At 66.8% G+C, this 25,048-nt stretch carries 19 protein-coding genes and 3 rRNA genes; 10 read left to right on the forward strand and 12 right to left on the reverse strand.

Features of this window, described 5'->3' with window-relative positions:
- Window positions 1-43: 43 nt before the first annotated feature.
- On the reverse strand, window positions 44-1,312 hold the full coding sequence (locus tag OG331_RS26750; RefSeq protein WP_406210295.1) for an MFS transporter: 1,269 nt from the start codon (window positions 1,310-1,312) through the stop codon (window positions 44-46).
- A gap of 142 nt (window positions 1,313-1,454) precedes the next feature.
- Between OG331_RS26750 and OG331_RS26755 the strand changes: the two genes are divergently transcribed.
- From OG331_RS26755 to rrf, 4 genes are all read left to right on the forward strand, one after another.
- Window positions 1,455-2,003, forward strand: coding sequence for a MarR family winged helix-turn-helix transcriptional regulator (locus tag OG331_RS26755; protein ID WP_406200621.1), 549 nt, complete (start codon window positions 1,455-1,457; stop codon window positions 2,001-2,003).
- A 665-nt stretch (window positions 2,004-2,668) separates the two neighbouring features.
- A 16S ribosomal RNA gene (locus OG331_RS26760) occupies window positions 2,669-4,194 on the forward strand.
- Between the two features lie 315 nt (window positions 4,195-4,509).
- Window positions 4,510-7,628, forward strand: a 23S ribosomal RNA gene (locus OG331_RS26765).
- Between the two features lie 85 nt (window positions 7,629-7,713).
- Window positions 7,714-7,830: ribosomal RNA gene (rrf, locus tag OG331_RS26770) — 5S ribosomal RNA — on the forward strand.
- Together the 16S, 23S and 5S rRNA genes form the textbook arrangement of a ribosomal RNA operon.
- Before the next feature lie 53 nt (window positions 7,831-7,883).
- On the opposite strand, the gene OG331_RS26775 is transcribed toward rrf, so the two are convergent.
- Together OG331_RS26775 and OG331_RS26780 are read right to left on the reverse strand one after the other, a co-directional pair.
- Window positions 7,884-8,564 carry a response regulator gene (locus OG331_RS26775; protein ID WP_406200624.1) on the reverse strand — a complete coding sequence of 227 codons (681 nt, stop codon included), beginning with the start codon at window positions 8,562-8,564 and terminating at the stop codon, window positions 7,884-7,886.
- A complete protein-coding gene (locus tag OG331_RS26780) occupies window positions 8,561-9,802 on the reverse strand; it encodes a sensor histidine kinase (protein WP_406200626.1) in 1,242 nt (413 codons plus the stop codon). The genes OG331_RS26775 and OG331_RS26780 overlap by 4 nt, the downstream gene beginning before the upstream one ends.
- 94 nt (window positions 9,803-9,896) lie before the next feature.
- Here OG331_RS26780 and OG331_RS26785 point away from each other — a divergent pair, with 94 nt between their 5' ends.
- A complete protein-coding gene (locus OG331_RS26785; protein WP_406200629.1) occupies window positions 9,897-10,460 on the forward strand; it encodes a GNAT family N-acetyltransferase in 564 nt (187 codons plus the stop codon).
- An 86-nt stretch (window positions 10,461-10,546) separates the two neighbouring features.
- Here the strand turns inward: OG331_RS26785 and OG331_RS26790 are convergent, their stop codons facing one another.
- From OG331_RS26790 to OG331_RS26820, 7 genes are all read right to left on the reverse strand, one after another.
- Window positions 10,547-12,190, reverse strand: a complete 1,644-nt coding sequence (locus OG331_RS26790) for a type IV secretory system conjugative DNA transfer family protein (RefSeq protein WP_406200631.1) — start codon at window positions 12,188-12,190, stop codon at window positions 10,547-10,549.
- A gap of 8 nt (window positions 12,191-12,198) precedes the next feature.
- Window positions 12,199-13,614: an ATP-binding protein gene (locus OG331_RS26795; protein WP_406200634.1), complete on the reverse strand. Its 1,416-nt coding sequence runs from the start codon at window positions 13,612-13,614 to the stop codon at window positions 12,199-12,201.
- A 6-nt stretch (window positions 13,615-13,620) separates the two neighbouring features.
- Window positions 13,621-15,177, reverse strand: coding sequence for an SCO6880 family protein (locus OG331_RS26800; RefSeq protein ID WP_406200636.1), 1,557 nt, complete (start codon window positions 15,175-15,177; stop codon window positions 13,621-13,623).
- Window positions 15,174-16,505: a hypothetical protein gene (locus tag OG331_RS26805; RefSeq protein ID WP_406200638.1), complete on the reverse strand. Its 1,332-nt coding sequence runs from the start codon at window positions 16,503-16,505 to the stop codon at window positions 15,174-15,176. Before OG331_RS26805 ends, OG331_RS26800 begins: the two co-directional genes overlap by 4 nt.
- Window positions 16,495-17,328, reverse strand: coding sequence for a hypothetical protein (locus tag OG331_RS26810; protein WP_406200640.1), 834 nt, complete (start codon window positions 17,326-17,328; stop codon window positions 16,495-16,497). The genes OG331_RS26805 and OG331_RS26810 overlap by 11 nt, the downstream gene beginning before the upstream one ends.
- 243 nt (window positions 17,329-17,571) lie before the next feature.
- On the reverse strand, window positions 17,572-17,880 hold the full coding sequence (locus OG331_RS26815; protein ID WP_123996587.1) for a hypothetical protein: 309 nt from the start codon (window positions 17,878-17,880) through the stop codon (window positions 17,572-17,574).
- 363 nt (window positions 17,881-18,243) lie between these two features.
- Window positions 18,244-18,702, reverse strand: a complete 459-nt coding sequence (locus OG331_RS26820) for a MarR family winged helix-turn-helix transcriptional regulator (protein WP_406200642.1) — start codon at window positions 18,700-18,702, stop codon at window positions 18,244-18,246.
- Window positions 18,703-18,897: 195 nt separating this feature from the next.
- Here OG331_RS26820 and OG331_RS26825 point away from each other — a divergent pair, with 195 nt between their 5' ends.
- Window positions 18,898-19,857, forward strand: coding sequence for an alpha/beta hydrolase (locus OG331_RS26825; protein ID WP_406200644.1), 960 nt, complete (start codon window positions 18,898-18,900; stop codon window positions 19,855-19,857).
- Between the two features lie 146 nt (window positions 19,858-20,003).
- Here OG331_RS26825 and OG331_RS26830 read toward each other — a convergent pair whose 3' ends face one another.
- Window positions 20,004-20,606, reverse strand: a complete 603-nt coding sequence (locus OG331_RS26830) for a TetR/AcrR family transcriptional regulator (protein ID WP_406200646.1) — start codon at window positions 20,604-20,606, stop codon at window positions 20,004-20,006.
- A gap of 90 nt (window positions 20,607-20,696) precedes the next feature.
- On the opposite strand from OG331_RS26830, the gene OG331_RS26835 reads away from it, so the two are divergent.
- Window positions 20,697-21,626: an oxidoreductase gene (locus OG331_RS26835; protein ID WP_406200648.1), complete on the forward strand. Its 930-nt coding sequence runs from the start codon at window positions 20,697-20,699 to the stop codon at window positions 21,624-21,626.
- A gap of 82 nt (window positions 21,627-21,708) precedes the next feature.
- Window positions 21,709-22,467, forward strand: coding sequence for a PIG-L family deacetylase (locus OG331_RS26840; RefSeq protein ID WP_406200651.1), 759 nt, complete (start codon window positions 21,709-21,711; stop codon window positions 22,465-22,467).
- Window positions 22,468-22,533: 66 nt separating this feature from the next.
- Here the strand turns inward: OG331_RS26840 and OG331_RS26845 are convergent, their stop codons facing one another.
- Window positions 22,534-22,881 (reverse strand): DUF1330 domain-containing protein, encoded by a 348-nt coding sequence (locus tag OG331_RS26845; RefSeq protein WP_406200654.1) that lies wholly within the window; start codon window positions 22,879-22,881, stop codon window positions 22,534-22,536.
- A gap of 193 nt (window positions 22,882-23,074) precedes the next feature.
- On the opposite strand from OG331_RS26845, the gene OG331_RS26850 reads away from it, so the two are divergent.
- Window positions 23,075-24,097: a bifunctional lytic transglycosylase/C40 family peptidase gene (locus tag OG331_RS26850; RefSeq protein ID WP_328880727.1), complete on the forward strand. Its 1,023-nt coding sequence runs from the start codon at window positions 23,075-23,077 to the stop codon at window positions 24,095-24,097.
- Window positions 24,098-24,294: 197 nt separating this feature from the next.
- Window positions 24,295-25,005 carry a phosphatase PAP2 family protein gene (locus OG331_RS26855; RefSeq protein WP_406200657.1) on the forward strand — a complete coding sequence of 237 codons (711 nt, stop codon included), beginning with the start codon at window positions 24,295-24,297 and terminating at the stop codon, window positions 25,003-25,005.
- Window positions 25,006-25,048 lie beyond the last annotated feature (43 nt).

Consider the following 25,048-nt stretch of genomic DNA (forward strand, 5'->3'; position numbering starts at 1 on the left):
CCCCCAGGTACGGGACGAGTAGGGGCGGCGGGGGCGAAACCCCTCAGGCGCGCGCCCGAGCCTGCCCCGCAGTCGACGCAGACCCCTGCGCCACCACCCGACTCTTCCCCACCCACGGCCGATCCTGCACCGCACTCAGCTCCCGCCCCAACCGCACAGCGAGATAGGTGATCCCCAACGAGAACAACAGAAACGTCACGACATACGGCCCATGCAGCGACGCCCCCATCGGCCCGCCCACAGCCGGCCCCACAGCCAACGCAAGCTGCTTGACCAGCGCAAACGCCGAGTTGTACTGCCCAGCCATCCCCTCCGGCGCCAGATCGGCCACCAGCGGAGCAACGGTCGGCGACAACATCGCCTCACCCAGCCCGAACAACGCATACGTAGAGATGAAGGCGGCCGTAGCCATCTCCTGGCTCCCGTGTCCCAGCCCGGCATACCCCGCCGCGAGCCACGCCACGGCCCAGATGAGCCCGACCGCCGCAATCACCCGGGACCGCCGCCGCCGCTCGACGAACTTCAGCACGGCGAACTGAGCCACCACGATCATCGCGGTGTTGGCCGCAAGCGCGGTCCCGAGCGCCGACGTGGAAACCCCGGCAGCCTCGACCCCGTACGCACTGAGCCCCGACTCGAACTGCCCGTAGCAGGCGAAGAACAGCACGAAGCCCAGCACACACAGCTGCACCATGGCCCGGTTCTGGAGCAGCTGCTTCCAGCTCCCCTTGCCCGCCCCGGCCCCCGGCGCCCCCTCAATCCACGGCGCCCGCGGCATCCGCACCGTCACCATCACCACGACGAGCAGCAGGAACATCGCCGCCTCGATCGAGAACAGCAGAGTGAAGGACGAGACACTCGAAGCGTCGACGAGGTGCCCACCGATGAGCCCGCCGACCCCCAGCCCGAGGTTCTGCAGGAAGAACTGCATCGCGAACGCCCGAGACCGGGTCTCCGCGTTGGAGCAGTCGACGATCATCGTCGCGAGCGCAGGCTGCATCACGGCCTGTCCCGCACCCAGGGCAGCCGCTGACAGCAATACGGATACGGCGCTCCCCGCGAGCCCCAGGCTCAGCGCCCCGAGCGCAGCGGTGACCAGGGCGGCGACCAACACCGGCAGCGGGCCACGCCGGACGATCGCCCGCCCGGCGAACGGCAGCACGACCAGCGCGGCCACGGCGAAGACGGCGAGGACCAGCCCCGCCGTCATAGCTCCCAGCCCCCGCACCTGCGCCACATAGACGTACAGGTAGGGGACGGTGAAACCGAGCCCGAATGCGCTGAGTGCGTTGCCCACGTGGATCCGGCGCATCGCTGCGCCCATCGCCCTGGTCACGTTCACCTCTCTCGTATCTCTCAGATGCAGATCTGAAGACTTCGAACCTAAACTTCGAAGCTAAACTCTACACACCGAAGGACTTCAACGCCAAGCGAGCCCGTGCCATACTCGGCCCATGGGCGACACCCCGGACATCAGCGAACCGACACTCGAAGAACAGATCGCCGCCTACCAGCGCGAGTTCCAGGACCTCGACCCGCAGGTCGAGAAGGTCGTCTCGGCGCTGTCCCGTCTGAACCGCCGCATGAACGTCGCCTACGGCCGCCAGACCTCCGCCCTCGGCATCAGCAACGCCGAGTGGGAAGTCCTCAAGGCCCTCGTCATCTCCGGCGCTCCCTACTGCATGGGCCCCAGCGATCTCGCCAAGGGCCTCGGCCTCACCCCGGCCGCCATGACCCACCGGATCGATCGCATGGTCGCCGAGGGTCTGGTCACCCGGGAGCGGGACGAGTCCAACCGTGTCCGCGTCATCGTCGAGCTGACCGCCGAGGGCAGGGAGAAGTGGCTGGAGGTGATGCGGCTCGCGTCTGTCTTCGAGGAGGAACTGCTCCAGGACCTCTCCGCGGAGGAGCGCACCACCCTGGGAGAGGTCCTCACGCGCCTGCTCCGTAGAGTGGAGGACGCCCAGCCGGACGCCGGCGGACGCCTCAGCGACCTGGACTGACACGAGGTCCGGCCGCGCAGTAAAAGATCTTGACAAGCGGCGCTTGACAGCCCTCTGCCGGATCCGTAAAGTTCTCCGGGTTGCCACCGAGCCGTAACGGTTCTGCGGTAGCACCTCCCGCCGCGAAAGCGGCAAACCAAACCACCAGCACGATCTCCCGTCGGGGTTGATTTCGGCATGCCCGAATTCAATTCGAATTGGGACTCGGCGGCCCGATTGGGAATCGCCGAGCTGATCCGCTAAGGTTTGAGACGTCGGAACGGCCCAACGGCCGGGAAGACAAGCCCCTCTGACTGGGAGTCAGGCCCGAAAGGATCTGATAGAGTCGGAGTCGCCGGAAAGGGAAACGCGAGAGCGGAAACCTGGAAAGCACCGAGGAAATCGGATCGAGAAAAGGATCTGATAGAGTCGGAAACGCAAGACCGAAGGGAAGCGCCCGGAGGAAAGCCCGAGAGGGTGAGTACAAAGGAAGCGTCCGTTCCTTGAGAACTCAACAGCGTGCCAAAAATCAACGCCAGATATGTTGATACCCCGTCTACCGGAAACATTAGTTCCCGGTGGCGAGGTTCCTTTGAAATAAACACAGCGAGGACGCTGTGAACGGCCGGGCTTATTCCGCCTGGCTGTTCCGCTCTCGTGTGTGTCGTCCCGATTACGGGAAAACATTCACGGAGAGTTTGATCCTGGCTCAGGACGAACGCTGGCGGCGTGCTTAACACATGCAAGTCGAACGATGAACCACTTCGGTGGGGATTAGTGGCGAACGGGTGAGTAACACGTGGGCAATCTGCCCTTCACTCTGGGACAAGCCCTGGAAACGGGGTCTAATACCGGATACCACCTTCACTGGCATCTGTGAAGGTTGAAAGCTCCGGCGGTGAAGGATGAGCCCGCGGCCTATCAGCTTGTTGGTGAGGTAATGGCTCACCAAGGCGACGACGGGTAGCCGGCCTGAGAGGGCGACCGGCCACACTGGGACTGAGACACGGCCCAGACTCCTACGGGAGGCAGCAGTGGGGAATATTGCACAATGGGCGAAAGCCTGATGCAGCGACGCCGCGTGAGGGATGACGGCCTTCGGGTTGTAAACCTCTTTCAGCAGGGAAGAAGCGAAAGTGACGGTACCTGCAGAAGAAGCGCCGGCTAACTACGTGCCAGCAGCCGCGGTAATACGTAGGGCGCAAGCGTTGTCCGGAATTATTGGGCGTAAAGAGCTCGTAGGCGGCTTGTCACGTCGGGTGTGAAAGCCCGGGGCTTAACCCCGGGTCTGCATTCGATACGGGCTAGCTAGAGTGTGGTAGGGGAGATCGGAATTCCTGGTGTAGCGGTGAAATGCGCAGATATCAGGAGGAACACCGGTGGCGAAGGCGGATCTCTGGGCCATTACTGACGCTGAGGAGCGAAAGCGTGGGGAGCGAACAGGATTAGATACCCTGGTAGTCCACGCCGTAAACGGTGGGAACTAGGTGTTGGCGACATTCCACGTCGTCGGTGCCGCAGCTAACGCATTAAGTTCCCCGCCTGGGGAGTACGGCCGCAAGGCTAAAACTCAAAGGAATTGACGGGGGCCCGCACAAGCAGCGGAGCATGTGGCTTAATTCGACGCAACGCGAAGAACCTTACCAAGGCTTGACATACACCGGAAAGCATTAGAGATAGTGCCCCCCTTGTGGTCGGTGTACAGGTGGTGCATGGCTGTCGTCAGCTCGTGTCGTGAGATGTTGGGTTAAGTCCCGCAACGAGCGCAACCCTTGTTCTGTGTTGCCAGCATGCCCTTCGGGGTGATGGGGACTCACAGGAGACCGCCGGGGTCAACTCGGAGGAAGGTGGGGACGACGTCAAGTCATCATGCCCCTTATGTCTTGGGCTGCACACGTGCTACAATGGCAGGTACAATGAGCTGCGATACCGTGAGGTGGAGCGAATCTCAAAAAGCCTGTCTCAGTTCGGATTGGGGTCTGCAACTCGACCCCATGAAGTCGGAGTTGCTAGTAATCGCAGATCAGCATTGCTGCGGTGAATACGTTCCCGGGCCTTGTACACACCGCCCGTCACGTCACGAAAGTCGGTAACACCCGAAGCCGGTGGCCCAACCCCTTGTGGGAGGGAGCTGTCGAAGGTGGGACTGGCGATTGGGACGAAGTCGTAACAAGGTAGCCGTACCGGAAGGTGCGGCTGGATCACCTCCTTTCTAAGGAGCACTTCTTACCGAGTCCTTCGGGACGAGGTCAGAGGCCACTACGCAGGCAAACGTTCTGCGGTGGTTGCTCATGGGTGGAACGTTGATTATTCGGCACTCTCAGTCATCTCGGGCTGCCAGTACTGCTCTTCGGAGCGTGGAACGCTGATCACGAGTGGCGAGGGTGCCGGGCACGCTGTTGGGTGTCTGAAGTAACGGCCGCAAGGTTGTGCTTCGGTTGCCGGCGCCGGTGAAGCACCACTGAGGTGGTGTGTGACGGTGTACTGGTCGTTGTTTGAGAACTGCACAGTGGACGCGAGCATCTGTGGCCAAGTTTTTAAGGGCGCACGGTGGATGCCTTGGCACCAGGAACCGATGAAGGACGTGGGAGGCCACGATAGTCCCCGGGGAGTCGTCAACCAGGCTTTGATCCGGGGGTTTCCGAATGGGGAAACCCGGCAGTCGTCATGGGCTGTCACCCGCTGCTGAACACATAGGCAGTGTGGAGGGAACGCGGGGAAGTGAAACATCTCAGTACCCGCAGGAAGAGAAAACAACCGTGATTCCGGGAGTAGTGGCGAGCGAAACTGGATGAGGCTAAACCGTATACGTGTGAGACCCGGCAGGGGTTGCGTATACGGGGTTGTGGGATCTCTCTTTCACAGTCTGCCGGCTGTGAGACGAGTCAGAAACCGTTGATGTAGGCGAAGGACATGCGAAAGGTCCGGCGTAGAGGGTAAGACCCCCGTAGTCGAAACATCAGCGGCTCGTTTGAGAGACACCCAAGTAGCACGGGGCCCGAGAAATCCCGTGTGAATCTGGCGGGACCACCCGCTAAGCCTAAATATTCCCTGGTGACCGATAGCGGATAGTACCGTGAGGGAATGGTGAAAAGTACCCCGGGAGGGGAGTGAAATAGTACCTGAAACCGTGTGCCTACAAGCCGTGGGAGCGTCGGAATGTGCTTGCACATTCTCGTGACTGCGTGCCTTTTGAAGAATGAGCCTGCGAGTTTGCGGTGTGTTGCGAGGTTAACCCGTGTGGGGAAGCCGTAGCGAAAGCGAGTCCGAATAGGGCGATTCAGTAGCGCGCTCAAGACCCGAAGCGGAGTGATCTAGCCATGGGCAGGTTGAAGCGGAGGTAAGACTTCGTGGAGGACCGAACCCACCAGGGTTGAAAACCTGGGGGATGACCTGTGGTTAGGGGTGAAAGGCCAATCAAACTCCGTGATAGCTGGTTCTCCCCGAAATGCATTTAGGTGCAGCGTCGTGTGTTTCTTGCCGGAGGTAGAGCACTGGATAGGCGATGGGCCCTACCGGGTTACTGACCTTAGCCAAACTCCGAATGCCGGTAAGTGAGAGCGCGGCAGTGAGACTGTGGGGGATAAGCTCCATGGTCGAGAGGGAAACAGCCCAGAGCATCGACTAAGGCCCCTAAGCGTACGCTAAGTGGGAAAGGATGTGGAGTCGCAGAGACAACCAGGAGGTTGGCTTAGAAGCAGCCACCCTTGAAAGAGTGCGTAATAGCTCACTGGTCTAGTGATTCCGCGCCGACAATGTAGCGGGGCTCAAGCGTACCGCCGAAGTCGTGTCATTGCAGCAAATAGCCCCAACGGGTGCTGTGATGGGTAGGGGAGCGTCGTGTGCCGGGTGAAGCCGCGCCGGAAGGCAGTGGTGGACGGTTCACGAGTGAGAATGCAGGCATGAGTAGCGATTCACACGTGAGAAACGTGTGCGCCGATTGACTAAGGGTTCCTGGGTCAAGCTGATCTGCCCAGGGTAAGTCGGGACCTAAGGCGAGGCCGACAGGCGTAGTCGATGGATAACCGGTTGATATTCCGGTACCCGCTGTGAAGCGTCAAACATTGAACCAGGCGATGCTAAGTCCGTGAAGCCGCCCTGGAGCCTTCGGGCAAAGGGGAGTGGTGGAGCCGACGGACCAGACCTGTAGTAGGTGAGTGATGGGGTGACGCAGGAAGGTAGTCCAGCCCGGGCGGTGGTTGTCCCGGGGTAAGGGTGTAGGCCGTGCGGTAGGTAAATCCGTCGCACACAAGGCTGAGACCTGATGCCGAGCCGATTGTGGTGAAGTGGATGATCCTATGCTGTCGAGAAAAGCCTCTAGCGAGTTTCATGGCGGCCCGTACCCTAAACCGACTCAGGTGGTCAGGTAGAGAATACCGAGGCGTTCGGGTGAACTATGGTTAAGGAACTCGGCAAAATGCCCCCGTAACTTCGGGAGAAGGGGGGCCATCACTGGTGAGGGAACTTGCTTCCTGAGCTGGGGGTGGCCGCAGAGACCAGCGAGAAGCGACTGTTTACTAAAAACACAGGTCCGTGCGAAGCCGTAAGGCGATGTATACGGACTGACGCCTGCCCGGTGCTGGAACGTTAAGGGGACCGGTTAGTCAGGATTCGTCCTGGCGAAGCTGAGAACTTAAGCGCCAGTAAACGGCGGTGGTAACTATAACCATCCTAAGGTAGCGAAATTCCTTGTCGGGTAAGTTCCGACCTGCACGAATGGCGTAACGACTTCTCGACTGTCTCAACCATAGGCCCGGTGAAATTGCACTACGAGTAAAGATGCTCGTTTCGCGCAGCAGGACGGAAAGACCCCGGGACCTTTACTACAGTTTGATATTGGTGTTCGGTTCGGCTTGTGTAGGATAGGTGGGAGACTGTGAACTCTGGACGCCAGTTCAGGGGGAGTCATCGTTGAAATACCACTCTGGTCGTGCTGGATGTCTAACCTGGGTCCGTGATCCGGATCAGGGACAGTGTCTGATGGGTAGTTTAACTGGGGCGGTTGCCTCCTAAAGAGTAACGGAGGCGCCCAAAGGTTCCCTCAGCCTGGTTGGCAATCAGGTGTTGAGTGTAAGTGCACAAGGGAGCTTGACTGTGAGACCGACGGGTCGAGCAGGGACGAAAGTCGGGACTAGTGATCCGGCGGTGGCTTGTGGAAGCGCCGTCGCTCAACGGATAAAAGGTACCCCGGGGATAACAGGCTGATCTTCCCCAAGAGTCCATATCGACGGGATGGTTTGGCACCTCGATGTCGGCTCGTCGCATCCTGGGGCTGGAGTCGGTCCCAAGGGTTGGGCTGTTCGCCCATTAAAGCGGTACGCGAGCTGGGTTTAGAACGTCGTGAGACAGTTCGGTCCCTATCCGCTGCGCGCGCAGGAATATTGAGAAGGGCTGTCCCTAGTACGAGAGGACCGGGACGGACGAACCTCTGGTGTGCCAGTTGTTCTGCCAAGGGCATGGCTGGTTGGCTACGTTCGGGAGGGATAACCGCTGAAAGCATCTAAGCGGGAAGCCTGCTTCGAGATGAGTATTCCCACCCACTTGATGGGGTAAGGCTCCCAGTAGACGACTGGGTTGATAGGCCGGATCTGGAAGCACGGTAACGTGTGGAGGTGACCGGTACTAATAGGCCGAGGGCTTGTCCATAGATGCTCGCGTCCACTGTGTTGGTTCTGAAACCACGAACAGCCCCGTATGGCCACATGCGGTGCGGCTGACAGTTTCATAGTGTTTCGGTGGTTATAGCGTGAGGGAAACGCCCGGTTACATTCCGAACCCGGAAGCTAAGCCTTACAGCGCCGATGGTACTGCAGGGGGGACCCTGTGGGAGAGTAGGACGCCGCCGAACAAATTGTGAGAAAGGCCCACACCTTATGGTGTGGGCCTTTCTGCGTTTAGGGCTCAGGACGGCTGCGCCAGTCCCGTGTCGTACGCCAGAATCACAGCCTGAATTCGATCCCGTGAGCCGGTCTTCGCGAGGACGCGGCCCACGTGGGTTTTTACCGTCGACTCGGCCAGGTGGAGGCGGGTGGCTATCTCCGTGTTGGTCCAGCCCCTTCCGATCACCGAGAGGATCTCGCGTTCGCGGTCGGTGAGAGAAGAGAGACGAGGGTGCTCCAGGGGCGACGCTTCCGGGCCGTCTGTGCGGCCTTGCGTCGGTAGGTGGTGGGCGTACGCGTCGAGCAGGCGTCGGGTCAGGCTCGGAGCGACCACCGCGTCGCCGGTGGCGACCGCACGGATGCCGGAGAGGAGTTCCTCCGGCTGGGCGTCCTTGACGAGGAAGCCGGAGGCGCCTGCGCGAAGGCCGGCGTAGGCGTACTCGTCGAGGTCGAAGGTGGTGAGGATCAGCACCCTGGTGCGGTCGCCGGTGGTGGTGATGCGGCGGGTGGCCTCGATGCCGTCCAGGCCGGGCATGCGGACGTCCATGAGGATCACGTCGGGGTGTAGTTCCGCTGTCATGCGGATCGCCTCGCTGCCGTTGGCGGCTTCGCCCACCACTGTCATGTCATCCTGGCTTTCGAGGAGCATCCGGAAGCCGAAGCGCTGCAGGGGCTGGTCGTCGGCTATGAGGACGGTGGTCACTGCGGGGATTCCTCCGGGAGATGCAGGTGGACTCGCCAGCCCTGCTCGGGGTGCGGGCGGGGGCCGGCCTCAAGTGTGCCGCCGTACAGGGCCGTTCGCTCGCGCATTCCGGGCAGACCGCGGCCGCCCGTGGGTTCGGCGGGGCCCCCGCTGCCGGTGTCGGTCACGGTTGCGGTGACGGCGCCCTTCTCCTCGTACGAGAGCTCTATGCGTGCCGTGGTTTCGGGGCCGCCGTGTTTGAGGGTGTTGGTGAGGGCTTCCTGGATGACGCGGTAGACGGTGAGTTGGCGGCCCGGGGGGAGGTTGGGGGTGCCGTGGGTCGTGGTGTGGACGGGGAGGCCTGCGGCGCGTACGCCGTCGAGGAGTTGGGTCAGGTCGGTGAGGGTGGGTTGGGGGGTCAGCTCCGGGTGGGGGGCGCGGGGGTGTTCGTCGTCGCGCAGGACGTCGAGGAGACGGCGTAGTTCGGCCAGGGCCTGGCGGCTGGTGGTGGCTATGGCGTGGAGGGCCTGGGTGGCGCGTTCCGGAGACTTGGCGGCCGCGTACTTGCCGCCGTCGGCCAGGCCGGTGATGACGGAGAGGTTGTGGCCGATGATGTCGTGCATCTCGCGGGCGATGCGGGCTCGTTCTGCCGCGGCGGCGAGCTGGGCCTGCTGGTCGCGTTCGATCTCCAGGCGGCGGGCGCGGTCCTCGAGGGCCTCGGTGTGGTCGCGGCGGGTCCGGACCGTGATGCCGATGGCTACCGCTACGGCGATGGACATCAGGACCGGGACGATGTCCTTGTCCGGGGTTCCCTGCGGGTGACGGGCCGCCATCACGGCGACGGGCGCGGTGATCAGGGCCGTCGCCCACCAGAGGTTGCGGGGAGGGCGGCGCAGGGCGATGTGGAAGACGACGAGCAGTTGGAGCAGGACCGCTTGGAGGGCGATGCCGGTCCAGGCGTTGACCAGGGCGAACGGGGCTATGGCCAGGAGTACGGCGCGGGGGTGGGTGCGTCGCAGGAGGAGAGGGACGGAGAGGCCGAGGCTCAGGGTGAGGACGAGCCAGCCGGGGTTGTCGCGGTCGCGGGCCACGTTGAGCCAGCCGTCGCCGTAGTAGTCGATCAGGGCCGCAATCACCCAGAAGCCGGTCAGGTGCAGGTCCCAGACGAGCGGGCGGCGTCCGTCGAAGGCACGTACGCGTCGGCTGATGCGCTGGACGTGCTGGGTGAGGGGTTCCGTCGTCGCTCGCTCGTGCGTCACGGGTTCATCCTCCGGGGTCCGGTGGTGGCCGGCACAGGGCCCTGGGCAGGAATCCGGGTGAGCGATGTCGTACCCGGGTACTACGGTGGCGACCATGAGCACCACGAACCCCGGGGCCTACGTCATCCGGTCCATACATGCCGACGAGTGGCCCGCCGCCAAGGAGTTGCGGCTCGCCGCGCTGCAGGATCCCGTCGCGCCGCTCGCGTTCCTGGAGACGTACGAGCAGGCCGTCGCCCGGCCCGACTCCTTCTGGCAGGAGCGGGCCGCAGGGGCCTGCGAGGGGGCCGACGGCGCGCAGCAGATCATCGCCGAAGGGCCGGACGGGGTCTGGGTCGGGACGTTGACCGTGCTGGTCGAGGAGCCGGGGACGACCGACTGGGCCGGGTTCGCGGTGGAGCGGAAGCAGGGGCATGTCGTCGCCGTGTTCGTGCGGCCGGAGGAGCGGGGGAGCGGGCTGACCGACGTGCTCTTCGACGCCGGCCTGGAGTGGGCGTGGTCGCGGGGCGCGGAGCGGGTGCGGCTCATCGTGCACGAGGAGAACGGGCGGGCGCAGCGGTTCTACCGGAAGGTGGGGTTCGAGCCGAGTGGCGTGACCGTGCCGCTGGGTGAGGGGGAGGCGGAGGTCGAGTTGGAGTTCGTCATCGAGCGGCCGTAGGGGCCGGGGGTGGGGCGGTGATCGGCTCGCCTGCACCGGAAGTTCGGCCCGGAGGTTCGGCCCGGAGATTTGGCCCGGGAGTTCGGCTACACCGGGAGGTCGTCGTGGGGCCAGCGGGAGCGTGCCTGTTCCCGGGACCGGAGCAGGGCCAGGGTCGGCATGCCCCGGTCCGCTCCGGTGGCCAGCAGCTCCGGAAGCTGGGGAAGTGGAGCCACGGCGGCGACGTCGTCCAGGACGAGCGTCATTGGTGGGTCGAGGCGACCGGAGGATGACCGTTCGGCCATGCGCCGGCCGCGCTCGACCACGCTTGCGGCGAGGGCCGTCAGAAGTGGCATGGCGCCGGGGTTGGCTCGGGGATCCTCGATGGATTCACCCACCACATAAAGCGTGCCCCCTTCGTGGACGAAGGAATCCAAGGTGAGGGCATCAGTTCGGTTTGGAGTGCAGGACTCCCGGATGTTGACCGTGGAGAGGGCGGAGAGCGCCCTCGTCGTCAACTCCTGGGCCATGTCCCGCCGTTCGGGGTAGGCGGTGAGGGCCGCTTCGAGTTCGCCTGCCGCGCCCGGGGCCGCCTTCGGGTTCGTGCGCAGGATGCGTACGGCGTCCTGGATCTGGGTGCCCTGGGACCAGCGGTGGACGTGGCGGACGGTGCGGCCGTCGATGGCCGCGGCGTGCAGATAGCTGCGCAGCAGCGTTTCGGCGGTGTCGCTGACCGCTTGGTCGAGGCGGGAGGCGGGGCGGACCGGCCTCAGGAGCGCGGTCGCTCTTGAGACCGCTGTCTGCTTGTCCTCGCAGCCCGTTGTGGGGGACCAGTGGAGGCGGGCCGGGGTGTCGCAGAGGTGGGTGGGGTCGTAGAGGAGGACCGGGCCGAGCTTCGCGCGGGCGTCCTTCGAGTCCTGCCAGACCGCGGGGTTCGACGTGACCACGAGGGCGGGGCCTTCCGCGTCGCGTACTGCTTGGGTCGCGGTGGCTTGCCGGCTTTCCCTCGGGGCCAGGTGGATCCTTTCCCACGCGCCGGCTCGTTCGGCGAGCAGCGCGGTGTGGGGTGCGGCATCGGGGGCCGTCGGCTCGCTGCGTACAGCTGTCTCCGAGGCTGCCGACGCCGCTGTCGTTGTCGTTGCCGTCATCGGCACCGCCGTCATCGGCTCCGCCTCCGTCCGCGGGGCGGGCACGTCGCCGCGTACCGGTGCTGGAGCGGGCTCGGGGGCTGCTGAGAAGCCGGGGTGTACCGGGTCGTCCGTCTTCCCCGCCCTGGCCGCCTTCCCCGCAGCTTCTGTCTCTGCTTCTGCTTCTGCTTCTGTCTCTGCTTCCGCCTTGCCGACGCGCCCCGTCCTACCCGTGCGCCGCGCCGCCCTGACTGCCCGCCAGCGTGCCACCGTCCCCAGCACGAACACGGTCAGTACGACTAGGACCATCAACTGGCCGATGAACAGCCCCCAGAACAGCCCGTACCCCGACAGCTGTCCGTCCGGTGTCTCCGGCCACGCGCCCGGGATGTCGTGGGGCTGGGCGACCAGGGAGCGCATGGCCAGGGGCGTGCGGGCGAAGGTGACGCCGGAGGGCCAGGAGCCGTGCGCGAACAGGCCCGCCAGGCCTGTCGCCGTCCAGACCAGCAGTGTCATGCCCAGGAGGAAGGCGAGCAGGCCGATCAGCAGGCCGTCGGGGACGCCTCCCTGACTGCCTCCGTTGTCCCGGGTGTACCGGTGTTCCCGACGGTCGTCCGGTCTCACGCTGCCCCCTACGCCACCGTCGATTCGGAGTCGCCAAGGTGTTGCTCCACGAAGGCCGCCGCCCGTTCCTCCGCCTCCAGCTCGGCGGCGCGCAGGGCGTCGTCGGTCAGCTCGCGGTCGGCGGACGACTCGGTCATCGCGCGGTCGGTGAAGACCAGTGGGCGTTCGGTCTCGGTGATCAGGTGTTTGACCACCTGGACGTTGCCGTTGACGTCCCACACCGCGATGCCGGGGGTGAGACTGGGGATGATCTCCACCGCCCAGCGCGGCAGGCCGAGCACACGGCCCGTCGCCCTCGCCTCGTCGGCCTTCTGGGCGTAGATCGTCCTGGTCGAGGCCATCTTCAGGATCGCGGCGGCCTCCTTCGCCGCAGCGCCGTCGACGACGTCGGACAGGTGGTGGACGACCGCGACGAAGGAGAGACCCAGCCGTCGGCCGAACTTCAGCAGGCGCTGGAAGAGCTGGGCCACGAACGGGCTGTTGATGATGTGCCAGGCCTCCTCGACCAGGAAGATGCGCTTCTTCCGGTCGGGGCGGATCCAGGTGTGCTCCAGCCAAACGCCGACGATCGCCATCAGGATCGGCATGGCGATCGAGTTGCGGTCGATGTGGGACAAATCGAACACAATGAGCGGCGCGTCGAGGTCGATGCCGACCGTCGTGGGGCCGTCGAACATGCCCCTCAGGTCACCGTCGACCAGACGGTCCAGGACCAGAGCCACGTCCAGGCCCCACGCCCGTACGTCGTCTATGGCGACGTTCATCGCCTCGGCCGACTCCGGCTTGGGATGCCGTAGCTGCTCGACGATGTCGGTGAGGACCGGCTGGCGTTCGACGATGGTCTCGTTGACGTAGGCGTGCGCGACCTTCAGGGCGAAGCCCGAGCGCTCGTCGAGGCCGTGTCCCATCGCGACCTCGATGATCGTGCGGAGCAGGGCCAGCTGGCCCGTCGTCGTGATCGCGGGGTCGAGCGGGTTGAGGCGGATGCCCATGTCCAGGGCGGCCGTCGGGTCCAGGCGGATGGGGGTTATCCCCAACTCCTGCGCGATGAGGTTCCACTCGCCGACGCCGTCCTCGCCCTGGGCGTCGAGGACGACGACCTGGCGGTCGCGGAAACGCAGCTGGCGCAGGACGTACGTCTTCTCCAGCGCCGACTTGCCGTTGCCGGACTCGCCGAGGACCAGCCAGTGCGGGGCCGGGAGCTGCTGGCCGTAGAGCTGGAAGGGGTCGTAGATGTAGCCCTTTCCGGAGTAGACCTCGCGGCCGATGATGACTCCCGAGTCGCCGAGGCCGGGGGCGGCGGTCGGGAGGTAGACCGCCTGGGCCTGGCCCGTCGACGTGCGCACCGGCAGCCGCGTCGTCTCGACCTTCCCGAAGAGGAAGGACGTGAAGGCGTCGGTGAGGACGGACAGCGGGTCCCGCATCAGGTCCTACCTCCGAATGCCGGTGGCGAAGGGGAGTGTGTTGACGAATGCCCGGTGGTGCTCGCGGTCGCACCACTCCAGCTTCAGATACGACTTTCCGGCCGACGCCCGGATGGTCCTCTTGTCCCGGGCCAGGGACTCGGGGGAACGCGAGGAGACGGTGATGTAGCCGACCAGGTTGACGCCGGCGGCGCCGCTCGCGAGGTCTTCTCCTCGCTGGTCGAGGCGGTTGTGGGCGGCGATGTCGCGGGGGTCGACGGTCCGGTTCATCTTGGCGGCGCGGCTGGCCTCCGCCTCGTCGTTGGTCTTCTCGGTGAGCATGCGTTCGATGGCGACCTCGGTGGGTTCGAGGTCCATCGTCACGGCGACCGTCCGGATGACGTCCGGGGTGTGGACGAGCAGCGGGGCCAGGAAGTTGACGCCGACCGGGGTCATCGGCCACTCCTTCACCCAGGCCGTGGCGTGGCACCAGGGCGCGCGGGTGGAGGACTCCCGGGTCTTCGCCTGGAGGAACGTCGGTTCCATGGCGTCCAGTTCGGCCGGCCAGGCGTTGCGCTTCGTCATCGCCTGGATGTGGTCGATCGGGTGGTCCGGGTCGTACATGGAGTGGATGAGCGAGGCCAGACGCCCCTGCCCGAGAGGCTGTCGGACGCGGATGTCGGCCTCCTGGAGGCGCGAGCAGATGTCCGTCAGCTCGCGGGCCATGACGACCGCGAGACCGGAGTCCCGGTCGACCTTGCCGCCGTGCGGGCGGGCCGCGCGGGCCATCGCCTGGGCCTCGGCGGCCAGTTCGCGCGTGAAGTGCATGCAGGCGACGAGGTACGCGCGGTGCTGCTCGCTGCTCGTCGACACCATCGACTGGAGTTGGTCGTACGACTGCTGCAGCCATCCCGGGGCCCGCTCGTCGCCGCGCACGGCGACGTCCTTGGCGTGGGCGTCCGGGTCGGCGGGGAGGGTGCGGGCGAGCATCTGCAGCCGGGTGACGAAGCCGTCGCCGTTGGCCACGTGCTTGAGGAGGGTGCCGAAGCGGTCGACGAGGGCTTCCTGGTCCTCGGAGTCGCGCAGGCCGACGCCGGGCCCTTCGATCTCGATCGCGGCCGTGACCGTACGGCGGTCGGCGTGCAGGAGCACGGCGATCTCGTCCGGCCCGAAGGGCGCGGCCAGCCAGTTGATGCGGCCGATGCCCGGCGGCGGGCCGACCTCGACCTCACGCCCGTCGAGACCGGTGCCGGCCTCCACGGCGGAGGAGCGGTAGGTGGTGCCCTGGCGCAGGGTGCGCTTGTAGCTGCGGTTGATCTCGAACCACTTGTAGATGGTCCGGTGCTTGTACGGCACGTAGACCGCGCCGAGCGCGAGCAGGGGGAAGCCCATCAGCAGCACGATGCGCAGGGACAGGACGGGGACGAGGAGTCCGCACATCATGCCGAGGAACGCGCCCCCGATGATCAGCGCGATCTCACCGGTCTCGCGGTTGCGGCCGACGATCGCGTTCGGCCGGGCGCGGCCGATCAGATATGTGCGGCGGGGCGTGACCGGATGGGACACATGGGACTCGGTCGTCAACGCCCGTCACCTCCTGAACGATTGCTGCTGCGGGTGTTGCTGGCGTGAGGGGTGTTCACCGGGCTGCTCGAGCGGGGTGCGGGTGCGGCGGAGGGGACAGATCCGCCGCCGTTCGAGGAGCGCGAACTGTGCGCGGCGACGCCGCCGGAGGCGGGGTTGGAGGGGCGGGCGGAGGAGCTGGACTGGCCCCCGCCGCCCTTGTTGTCCGCGCGGGAGCTGTGGGTCTTGATGCCCTGGGCGACGAGGGTCGCCGGGGAGCTGATGACCGCGGCGGCCTTGCCTTCGGCGCCCCGCATGATGCGGTTGTTGCGGGAGCCGGAGAGTTCGTCGCCGAAGCCGGGGACGAAGCGGTAGATCATCGCGCTCGCGAAGATGGCGAGCAGGATGATGGCCAGGCCGGAGACCACGGCCGAGAAGGCGTTCGGGCCGTCGGCGGACGACAGGGCGCCGGCCAGGCCGAGCACTATGACGATGACCGGCTTCACGAGGATGACGGCGATCATGATTCCCGCCCAGCGGCGGACGTGGCCCCACAGGTTCTTGTCGACCAGGCCGGCGTAGACGACGGTGCCGAGGAGGGCGCCGACGTAGAGCAGGGCGGCGCGGATGACGAGCTCCAGCCACAGGACGCCGGCGGCGAGGATGGAGACCAGGGACACCACGATCAGCATGATCGGGCCGCCGCCGATGTCCTCGCCCTTCTCCAGGGCGCCGGAGAAGGTGCCGAAGAAGGTGTCCGTCTGATCGCCGGTCGTTTTCGCGAGGACGTCCGTGATGCCGTCCGTGGCGGATACGACCGTGTAGAGGATCAGCGGCGTGAACGCGGACGCCAGGACCGTCAGCCAGAGGAAGCCGATCGCCTCGGAGACGGCGGTGCTCAGAGGTACGCCGCGGACGGCTCGTTTGGCCACGGCCAGCAGCCACAGGAGCAGGGTGAGGACCGTGGACGCCGCGAAGACGACGGCGTACTGCTGGAGGAACTTCGTGTTCGTGAAGTCGACGTTCGCGGTCTCCTTCACGGCCTCGCTGAGCTTGTCGACGGTCCAGGCGGCGGCTTCGGCGCAGCCCTTGGCGAGGGAGGAGAGGGGGTCGAGGGTGGAGGTGGGGTCGGTGAGGGGGCTGGATCCGCCGGTGCGGTTGCTTCCGCCGTTGTCTTTTTCGCAGTAGTCCTTGGCGGGGCCGCGGATGAGGTCGCAGGGGTCGTTGCTCGCCGAGGGCGTTGGTGTGGGGGTGGGTGCGGCCACGGCACGTGTGGCCAGCAGCACGGCAGTGGTCTGTACGGCGGCGAGGGCCGCGGTGACCTTGAGGAAGCGGCGGTTAGCGCGCATACGTGAACCCTCCGTACTCCTCAACGGCCTTCGTCATGTCGTCGGCAGTGGAGGCCCTCTGGTCCCGCCCGACCGGTACGGGTCCGTCCTTCTGCTGGAAGTCGGTGACCTTCCAGTCGTTGCCGACCCACTTCAGCTGGTAGGTCGTGGTGTACCAGCTCTCGGAGACCGGGTTGGTCGAGCCGTTGCCGGACAAACCGAAGAGGGAGGTGTACCAGACCTCGACGGTGGCAGCACTCGCGCTGAACGATGTGACCTTGGTGCCCACCGGGATGACCCGGGAGATGAACGTCTGCCCCGTCGGCGCCGCGCCGTCAGCGCTGAGGCCGATGTTTGCCAGGAACTCCTCGCTGGCGTACGCGCGATCCAGGTCGGCCTGCCGGCCGGTGGCGACATCGGGGGAGTAGACGGTGGTGACGATCTCGTGCCGTCTGGCTGTGTTGAACATCTCGGCCGAGCCCAGCGCTACGGAGTAGTTGGCCGCCGCACTCCCCGCCCCCTGCTCATCGTGCGCGAACCCCCCAGGAATCCCCGCCGCCTTGCCCTCCACCGGTCGTGTCCCCGTGGCTGCCGTCGTTGAGGATTTCGGCTTGTTTTCGTCCCCGGTCGTGGAACCGGAGTCGTCGCCTCCACGGTTCGCGAAGGCGATCGCGGCGATGAGGAGGACGACCACGCCGACGACGGTGACCAGGCTCCGGGACGACGAACGGCCACCCCGTCGTGTGCCCCCGTACGCGTCACCACCGCTTTCGGGCAGGCGCGTACGGGTCTGACCCGTGCCTCCGTAACCGCCGGAGGCCTCCCGCTCGTCTCCGAGACTCATGCCGCGTACGCCCCCTCGACGTCGGACAACAACACGTTGGAGTACGACGGTAGCCGTGCTGGTTCCCGCATGGGCGCGGTGTGGTGACTCGACATCAGGGAAACGCAACCTCAGCCGGTGGGCACGACGGGTGGGTGGGGGACGACGGGGACCGGGCGTGCCCGGAGCGGACGGAGGAGATGGAGGAGATGGAGGGGATGAAGGGGGAGGACGGGTTCGAGCAAATGAGCGCGACTGAGGCGGCTAAACGGCCATGCCGTACACGATCGTGAACAGCGTGCCCAGGGAGCCGATGATGAAGACGCCCGTCAGCCCGGCGATGATGAGACCTTTGCCCTGCTCGGCGCTGAACGTGTCGCGCAGTGCGGTCGCGCCGATGCGCTGTTTGGCCGCCCCCCAGATGGCGAGGCCGAGGCAGAGCAGGATGGCCACTGCCATCACGACCTCGATCATCACCTTCGCCTCGTTGCCCAGGCTGCCGAAGGGGCCCCAGTCCGGAGCGATCCCACCGATGATGGTGTTGATATCGCCCTTATCGGCCGCAAAGAGCATGTAAGTCACCGCCCCTGTTGGGTAGTTCCGCAGTCCCCTGCGGTGCGCAGAGGTCAGATCTCATTCTCGCCGACAATGGCGCTGTCGTATGTCGACTTGGCGTCATCGATGGGCGGGATTCGTACGAAAACCTCGCACGGTCACTCTGTGTATCACGGCAGGTCACGCCGGGCAACGAGGCCTGGGCGGAACCTGTCGTGTGGTTCCGTCGTTAGCCCTCTTCACGCCGGGGTGCCGCTTCTGACGGGTGGTCGGGTGAGGGGTCGTGCCGGTGTTCTGCGGGTGAAGGTTATCGCCGATACATGAACATCCCTAGGCAGGGTGCCGCGACCGCCCGTGCCTGCCGGGCATGGTGACGGGCGGTCAGTTCTCGGCGACGTTCGCGGTGATCAGCCGGAGGAGCTGCTTGGCGAGGGCGTCCTGTTCGGGGGTCAGGCCCATGGCGTCGCCGATGTCGAGCGGGACGGTGGTCGCACGGTCGCGGAGCCGGTCGCCGGTGTCGGTGAGGCGGATGGCGACCGAGCGCTCGTCGTCGGGGCGGCGTTCGCGGCGCAGCAGGCCGCCCGCTTCGAGGCGCTTGAGCAGCGGGGACAGGGTGCTGGACTCCAGCTGGAGGGCCGCGCCCAGGTCGCGTACGGAGATCGAGTCCTGCTCCCAGAGGACGAGCATGACCAGGTACTGCGGATACGTCAGGCCGAGCTCGTCGAGGAGGGGCCGGTAGCGCGCGGTGACGGCGCGGGAGGCGGCGTACAGGGCGAAGCAGAGCTGGTCGTCCAGGAGGAGGGAGCCGTCTTCCGGGGGCGTTTCGGTGGCTCGGCTCATCGGGGCTCCGGGGTCTTGTGTCGGGATCTTGCGTCTTCGCGTCTTAGCGTCTTCGCGTCTTTTCATGTTCGCGTCTCCTCGATTCTATCGAGGGCTAATCCATCGAGCCCTAATCAGTTGCGCACGACTTAATCGCGCGCTACGTTCATCTCGTGCCGCCGATCCCGTGCGGTGCCCCGATCTGAGGAGATCGCCATGACCGAACCCGTCCGTCCCGTCCTGGAACCCGCCGCGCAGGCCTTCGTCGAGGCCACCGCCAATCCGCCGTACCTGTTCGACCTGGGGCCGGCCGAGGGGCGCAAGACCGTCGACGAGGTGCAGTCCGGCGAGATCGCCAAGCCCGCCGTCGACGAGGAGTGGGTCACCGTGTCCGGTGGGCCGACCGGCGAGGTCAAGGCCCGAATCGTCCGCCCGGCCGGGGCCACCGGGGCTCTCCCGGTGATCATCTACATCCATGGCGCGGGCTGGGTCTTCGGCAACGCCCACACCCACGACCGCCTCGTGCGGGAGCTGGCCGTCGGCACCGGTGCCGCGGTCGTCTTCCCCGAGTACGACCTCTCGCCCGAGGCCCGCTACCCGGTCGCCGTAGAGCAGAACTACGCCGTCGCGCGGTGGGTCGTCGGCGAGGGTGCGGGCAAGGGCCTGGACGCCGGCCGGATCGCCGTGGCCGGTGACTCGGTGGGCGGCAACATGACCGCCGCGCTGACGTTGATGGCCAAGCAGCGGGGGGACGTTCCGCTGGTGCAGCAGGTGCTCTTCTACCCGGTCACGGACGCGGCGTTCGACACCGGCTCGTACCACCGGTTCGCCGAGGGGTACTTCCTGCGCCGGGACGCGATGCAGTGGTTCTGGGACCAGTACACGACCGACGAGGCGGAGCGGGCGCAGATCACGGCGTCGCCGTTGCGGGCCGGTGTGGAGCAGTTGCAGGGGTTGCCGCCGGCGCTCGTCATCACGGCCGAGGCCGATGTGCTGCGCGACGAGGGGGAGGCGTATGCGAACAAGCTGCGTGAGGCCGGGGTGCCGGTCACCGCGGTGCGGTATCAGGGCATCATCCATGACTTCGTGATGCTGAACGCGCTGCGCGGGACGCGGGCTGCGGAGGCGGCCATCGGGCAGGCGGTGAGCGTGCTGAAGGTGGCCTTCGGCGGCTGAGCGGGCCTGGAGCGGTGGCGCCGCAGGGGTGCGGGGTGTTCGGCCGGGTGCGGGCTCGTCGTGGCCGGCCGCGTCCCTGCGGCGGAGTTGCCTGTGGATACGGCCCCGCGCCCTTCAGGGTGTTGGCGCAGGTTCTTGAGTGACCCTCAGCGGGGCCTGAGGCCGTGCAGCAAGTGGTGGACCAAGCCGTCGACGCCGGCCATGGCCGCCTCGGGGGTCAGCATGCCGCCGGCGATGAAGGCGGCCATGCCGTGGAGGGCGGCGCCCGTGACGAGGTTGAGTTCCTCCGGGGCGCCCTCGATGATCTCGCCCCGTTGCTGGGCGTCCGCGAGGACCCGGTCGAGGCTGCCGATCGTCTGCTCGACCGCGGCGGCCATCTGCTCCGAGGCGCCCGGCTCGTGCTTGCGGGCGTACATCAGCTCCAGCAGCTCGGCGTTGTCGATGGCGAAGCCGAGGTAGGTCCGGGCCAGGGCGGTGAGGCGCGGCTCAAGGGGGAGTGCCGGGTCGTCGGCCGCGCTCAGGGCCCGGCCGAGCCGCTCGTACCCGGTCAGCGCCAGGGCGTTGAGCAGGGCCTGCTTGTCCTTGAAGTGCCGGCCGGGAGCGGCGTGGCTGACGCCTACCTCGCGGGCCAGTTCGCGGAGCGAGAGAGCGCCGACGCCCTTTTCTCGCAGGGTGCTTTCCGCTGCGGCGAGCAGGGCGGCGCGCAGGTCGCCGTGGTGGTAGGGGCGGCTCTCGGGCATGCGCACCATCGTAGCTTGATGTTGCCGGTGCCATCTTTGTTGGCGTCGTCACCATTGTTGTCATTGACAGCATTGTTGGCGACGCCTACATTCGTTGGTATGGCTGACAAAACGAAGAAGACGTGGGACGCGACCAGCCTCCCTGACCTGGGCGGCCGCACGGCCGTCGTCACCGGTGCCAACAGCGGCATCGGCCTCACCGCGGCCGGTGCGCTGGCCCGTTCCGGCGCGCACGTCGTGTTCGCCGTACGGGACCTCGACCGGGGCCGGGCCGCGGCCGCTACCGTGACCGGCAGTACCGAGGTGCGGCGTCTGGACCTGGCGGACCTGGCCTCCGTGCGGGAGTTCGCCGAGGCATGGCAGGGCCGGCCGCTGGATCTGCTGATCAACAACGCCGGCGTGATGATGCTGCCGCAGCAGCGGACGGCGGACGGCTTCGAGATGCAGTTCGGCACGAACCATCTGGGCCACTTCGCGCTGACGAACCTGCTGCTGCCGTACGTCACCGACCGGGTCGTGACGCTGTCGTCCGGTGCTCACCGGTGGTCCGGCGCGAGGATCCGCTTCGAGGACCTGAACTGGACGTCCGGCTACCACCCGAATGGCGCGTACGCCCAGTCGAAGCTGGCGAACCTCCTGTTCACGCTGGAACTCCAGCGCCGCCTGACGGAGTCCGGCTCCCCGGTCCGCACCCTCGCCGCGCACCCCGGCTACGCCGCCACCAACCTGCAGAGCCACGCGGGAAGTCCGGTGATGCGGGCGTTCATGAGCATCGGGAACAGGGTCTTCGCGCAGGACGACAAGGCGGGCGCACTGCCGACGCTGTACGCCGCGACTCAGGACCTCCCCGGTGCGAGCTACGTCGGACCCGACGGGCTGGGCGAGATGCGGGGTGCGCCGACGCTGGTCGGGCGGACGACGGCGGCCAGTGACGCGGCGGTGGCGCGGCGGTTGTGGACGGTGTCGGAGGAACTGACCGGCGTGAGCTCGCCGTTGGGACGGGTTGCCGAGCCGGCTGCCGGGCGGTAGGCAGTGGTGGTGCTGCCGAAGCCGGCGTCGGGCCGGCCGGGCTGCGACACGGACGCAGGCCGTATCCGGAGGTGGTCGATCGATGTCGGTGCCGAGCCTGCTCGCGGTGTTCGCCCATCCGGACGACGAGTCGCTCTTCTCGGGCGGAGTCCTCGCCCGGCACGCGGCCGCCGGTGCCCGCACCGCCGTCGTGACGGCGACCTGGACCCCGGACACGCAGCGCGGCGCCGAACTCGCCGAGGCCCTGCGGATCCTCGGTGCCGGTGAGCCGCGGATGCTCGGCCATGCCGACGCCGGGGCGCCGCACTCCGCCCCCGGTCGCCCGCGGCTGTGCGATGCGCCGCTCGACGAGTCGGTGGGGCGGCTGGTCGCTCACATACGGCAGTTCCGGCCGCGGATCGTTCTCACCCATGACGCGTACGGCGGCCTGACCGGGCACCCCGACCATGTGCACACCCACCGCGTGACCACGCTCGCGGTCCAGGAGGCCGGCCTCGAACGGCTCCACCCGGACGCCGGCGCCCCCTGGCAGCCGAGCGCCCTCTACCTGGCCACCCATCCGCACTCGGCGCTTCCCGCCCTGGAGGAACTGGCCCGTGCCGGCAAAGGGATGAACACCGTGCCGGACGACAGGATCACCGCGACCGTCGACGTGCGCCCCTGGCTGGAGCAGAAGTGGGCGGCCGTACTGGCCCATCGCACCGAGGTGGAGCGAGGGGCGGCACCCGGGTTGCCGGCCGGTTTCCCGGCGGCCGTACGCGAACGGGTCCTGGCGACCGAGTGGTACATCCGGAAGGAACCGGTCTCCCGCGCGTCGGGCCGCACGGAACTGACCGCCTGACCGGCCGCTCGAACGGCCGGCCCCACCCCGTCGACGCGCCCCCATGCAAGCCGGCGGCGCTGAACGCTACTTGGCGGACGCGGCGTCCCGGATCGCCCCGGCGGTGGTCGTCGGGTCGTAGTCCACGGCGACGCCCTCGACCAGGATGATGTCGCCCTCGATGTGCCGGGAGCGCAGGGGCGCGATCTCGCGGTAGGCCGGCGAGTCCCACCAGGACCGCGCCTCGGTGATCCCCGGGAAGCCGATCATCACGACGTGTCCGGGCCAGCTGCCCTCCTTCACCTCGTGCTGCGTGCCATGGACGAGGAAGCGGCCGCCGTACGGTTCGAAGGTGGCCGGGAGGCGCTCGATGTACTCCGCGATCTCCGGGTGCGGGGCGGCTTCCTGCAGGTGAGCAATCGCGTAGGCGGGCATGATGTCCTTCCGTTCGGTCGGGCTCCGTCCGGTGTCGATGGTGGCACGCGGGCCTGCGGGGGATCGATTACCGCTGAGGTAATGCCGGTCATGGCCGTGACGGGCGGTCCGGCGGACCGTACGACTGTAGGACCGCATCGGTTGCCGTGGATTCCCGGTGGGAAGCTCATAGACTGGCGCGGGCGGAATCCCGGTGGGCGAGGGGCGGTTGACGGTGCGTAAGGCATGGATCGTGGCGGGCGCCGCACTCGCGGCGGGGCTCAGCTTCGTGATGCTGCTCGTCGTCGGGGTCTACATCGTCGCCGGGAACCTCGCCGGTGGAGTGGGCGGAGCGTCCAAAGCGCTGGCCAAGGGGGCCGTGCCGGCCGCCTACTCGGCGCTCGTGCAGAAGTGGGGCAACCTGTGCCCCGCCATCAACCCCGCGCTGCTCGCCGCCCAGCTGTACCAGGAGAGCGGGTTCAACCCGAAGGCGCAGAGCGCGGCCGCCGCGCAGGGCATCGCGCAGTTCATCCCGGGGACCTGGGCCACGCACGGGATGGACGGCGACGGGGACGGCGACCGCGACGTATGGGATCCGAATGACGCGATTCCGTCGGCCGCGTCGTACGACTGCAAGCTCGCCTCCTACGTGAAGGACGTACCCGGCGACCCCACGAAGAACATGCTCGCGTCCTACAACGCGGGGGCGTACGCGGTCATCAAGTACAAGGGCGTGCCGCCGTACAAGGAGACCCAGAACTACGTCAAGACGATCACGACGCTGCAGCAGAGCTTCGCCGCGCCCGTCAGCCGTGTCGATCCCAGCAAGCAGGCCGCCGGTGCCATCTACTACGCCCAGAAGAAGCTCGGCACGCTCTACCTCTGGGGTGGCGACGGCACTGCTGAGGACAACGGGCGGTTCGACTGCTCGGGGTTGACGAAGGCCGCCTACGAAAGCGTCGGGATAACGCTGCCGCGCGTCGCCAACGACCAGTGGAACGCGGGGCCGCATCCGGCCAGGGAGGAACTGCTGCCGGGAGATCTGGTGTTCTTCTCGGACGACCTCACCAACTCCCGGGCCATCCGGCATGTGGGTATTTATGTCGGTGGCGGGTACATGATCGACGCGCCGAGAACGGGTGCTGTGATCCGGTTCGACCCGATCGACACCCCTGACTACTTCGGGGCGACCCGGGTGACGGAAGATGGCGCGAAAGCGCTGCCCACGACGGTGTAGACGGAGCGTGAACCCACCCCCTGAGCTGCGGTGATGGGTCTCTCTTCGATAACGTCTGCGTGATCATTCAGTGGAGTGTGGAACGTATTAACAGGGGCCGTGCGTTCCTGGTGTCGTAGCCGGATCCACAACCACGGGGGTGGGCGGAGCGGCGTACGCACGATGCGCCGGAGAGACGACGAAGGGGCCGCGGCATCATGGCTGGACTCGCAGAATCCGGGTCGAACCCCGACGTCGACCTGCTCTTCGACATCAATGGCCTGGCCAAGGATGCCCCGCGCTGGTTCGACCGGGTCATGGAGTACGTCGGTGAGTACGGGCTGGTGCTCGCCATGGTGCTGCTCGTGGTGTGGTGCTGGTGGTCGGTGCGGCGCCGCGGTGACGAGGACGCCGCCTCGTCCGTCGCCGCGCTCGTGTGGGCGCCGCTGGCGGCCGGGATCGCGGTGCTGGTGAACGTGCCCATACGGGGGTTCGTGGAGCGGCCCCGGCCGTTCCGTGATCACCAGGGGCTCGAGGTCCTGGTGACCGGCAAGACCGACTACTCCTTCGTGAGCGACCACGCGACGATCGCCATGGCCCTGGGGGTCGGACTGTTCGTCGCCAACCGGAAGTTCGGCCTCGCAGGGATCGGCCTCGCTCTTCTCGAAGGGTTCTGCCGGGTCTACATGGGCGTGCACTACCCGACCGACGTCATCGGCGGCTTCGCCCTCGGCACCGCCGTCGCCCTCCTGTTGTCACCCCTGGCCATGGCCCTGCTGACACCCGTGATGTCCGCGGCCGAACGGTCGCCGAGAGGCGGCCTGCTGATCAAGGCGCGGGGGCGGTCCCGGGCGGGCGGGCAGGAAGCGGTGATTCCGGGAGCCCGGAAGGAGCCGGCGGGGGCCGAGGAACGGGATCTTGCGGCTTAGGGGTGGCCGGTAGGGCGAGGTCGGCTCCGCTGACCCCGCCCGG

The organism is Streptomyces sp. NBC_01017 (assembly GCF_045162795.1).
Classification (GTDB): Bacteria; Actinomycetota; Actinomycetes; order Streptomycetales; family Streptomycetaceae; genus Streptomyces; species Streptomyces machairae.

Excerpts from the sequence above, each read along its gene's own strand:
- OG331_RS26820 (WP_406200642.1), bottom strand. The coding sequence starts at position 18,702 with ATGAGCCGAGCCACCGAAACGCCCCCGGAAGACGGCTCCCTCCTCCTG.
- OG331_RS26750 (WP_406210295.1), bottom strand. The coding sequence starts at position 1,312 with ATGCGCCGGATCCACGTGGGCAACGCACTCAGCGCATTCGGGCTCGGT.
- OG331_RS26805 (WP_406200638.1), bottom strand. The coding sequence starts at position 16,505 with ATGCGCGCTAACCGCCGCTTCCTCAAGGTCACCGCGGCCCTCGCCGCC.
- OG331_RS26835 (WP_406200648.1), top strand. The coding sequence starts at position 20,697 with ATGGCTGACAAAACGAAGAAGACGTGGGACGCGACCAGCCTCCCTGAC.
- OG331_RS26810 (WP_406200640.1), bottom strand. The coding sequence starts at position 17,328 with ATGAGTCTCGGAGACGAGCGGGAGGCCTCCGGCGGTTACGGAGGCACG.
- OG331_RS26855 (WP_406200657.1), top strand. The coding sequence starts at position 24,295 with ATGGCTGGACTCGCAGAATCCGGGTCGAACCCCGACGTCGACCTGCTC.
- OG331_RS26830 (WP_406200646.1), bottom strand. The coding sequence starts at position 20,606 with ATGGTGCGCATGCCCGAGAGCCGCCCCTACCACCACGGCGACCTGCGC.
- OG331_RS26815 (WP_123996587.1), bottom strand. The coding sequence starts at position 17,880 with ATGCTCTTTGCGGCCGATAAGGGCGATATCAACACCATCATCGGTGGG.
- OG331_RS26825 (WP_406200644.1), top strand. The coding sequence starts at position 18,898 with ATGACCGAACCCGTCCGTCCCGTCCTGGAACCCGCCGCGCAGGCCTTC.
- OG331_RS26845 (WP_406200654.1), bottom strand. The coding sequence starts at position 22,881 with ATGCCCGCCTACGCGATTGCTCACCTGCAGGAAGCCGCCCCGCACCCG.
- OG331_RS26840 (WP_406200651.1), top strand. The coding sequence starts at position 21,709 with ATGTCGGTGCCGAGCCTGCTCGCGGTGTTCGCCCATCCGGACGACGAG.
- OG331_RS26755 (WP_406200621.1), top strand. The coding sequence starts at position 1,455 with ATGGGCGACACCCCGGACATCAGCGAACCGACACTCGAAGAACAGATC.
- OG331_RS26785 (WP_406200629.1), top strand. The coding sequence starts at position 9,897 with ATGAGCACCACGAACCCCGGGGCCTACGTCATCCGGTCCATACATGCC.
- OG331_RS26795 (WP_406200634.1), bottom strand. The coding sequence starts at position 13,614 with ATGCGGGACCCGCTGTCCGTCCTCACCGACGCCTTCACGTCCTTCCTC.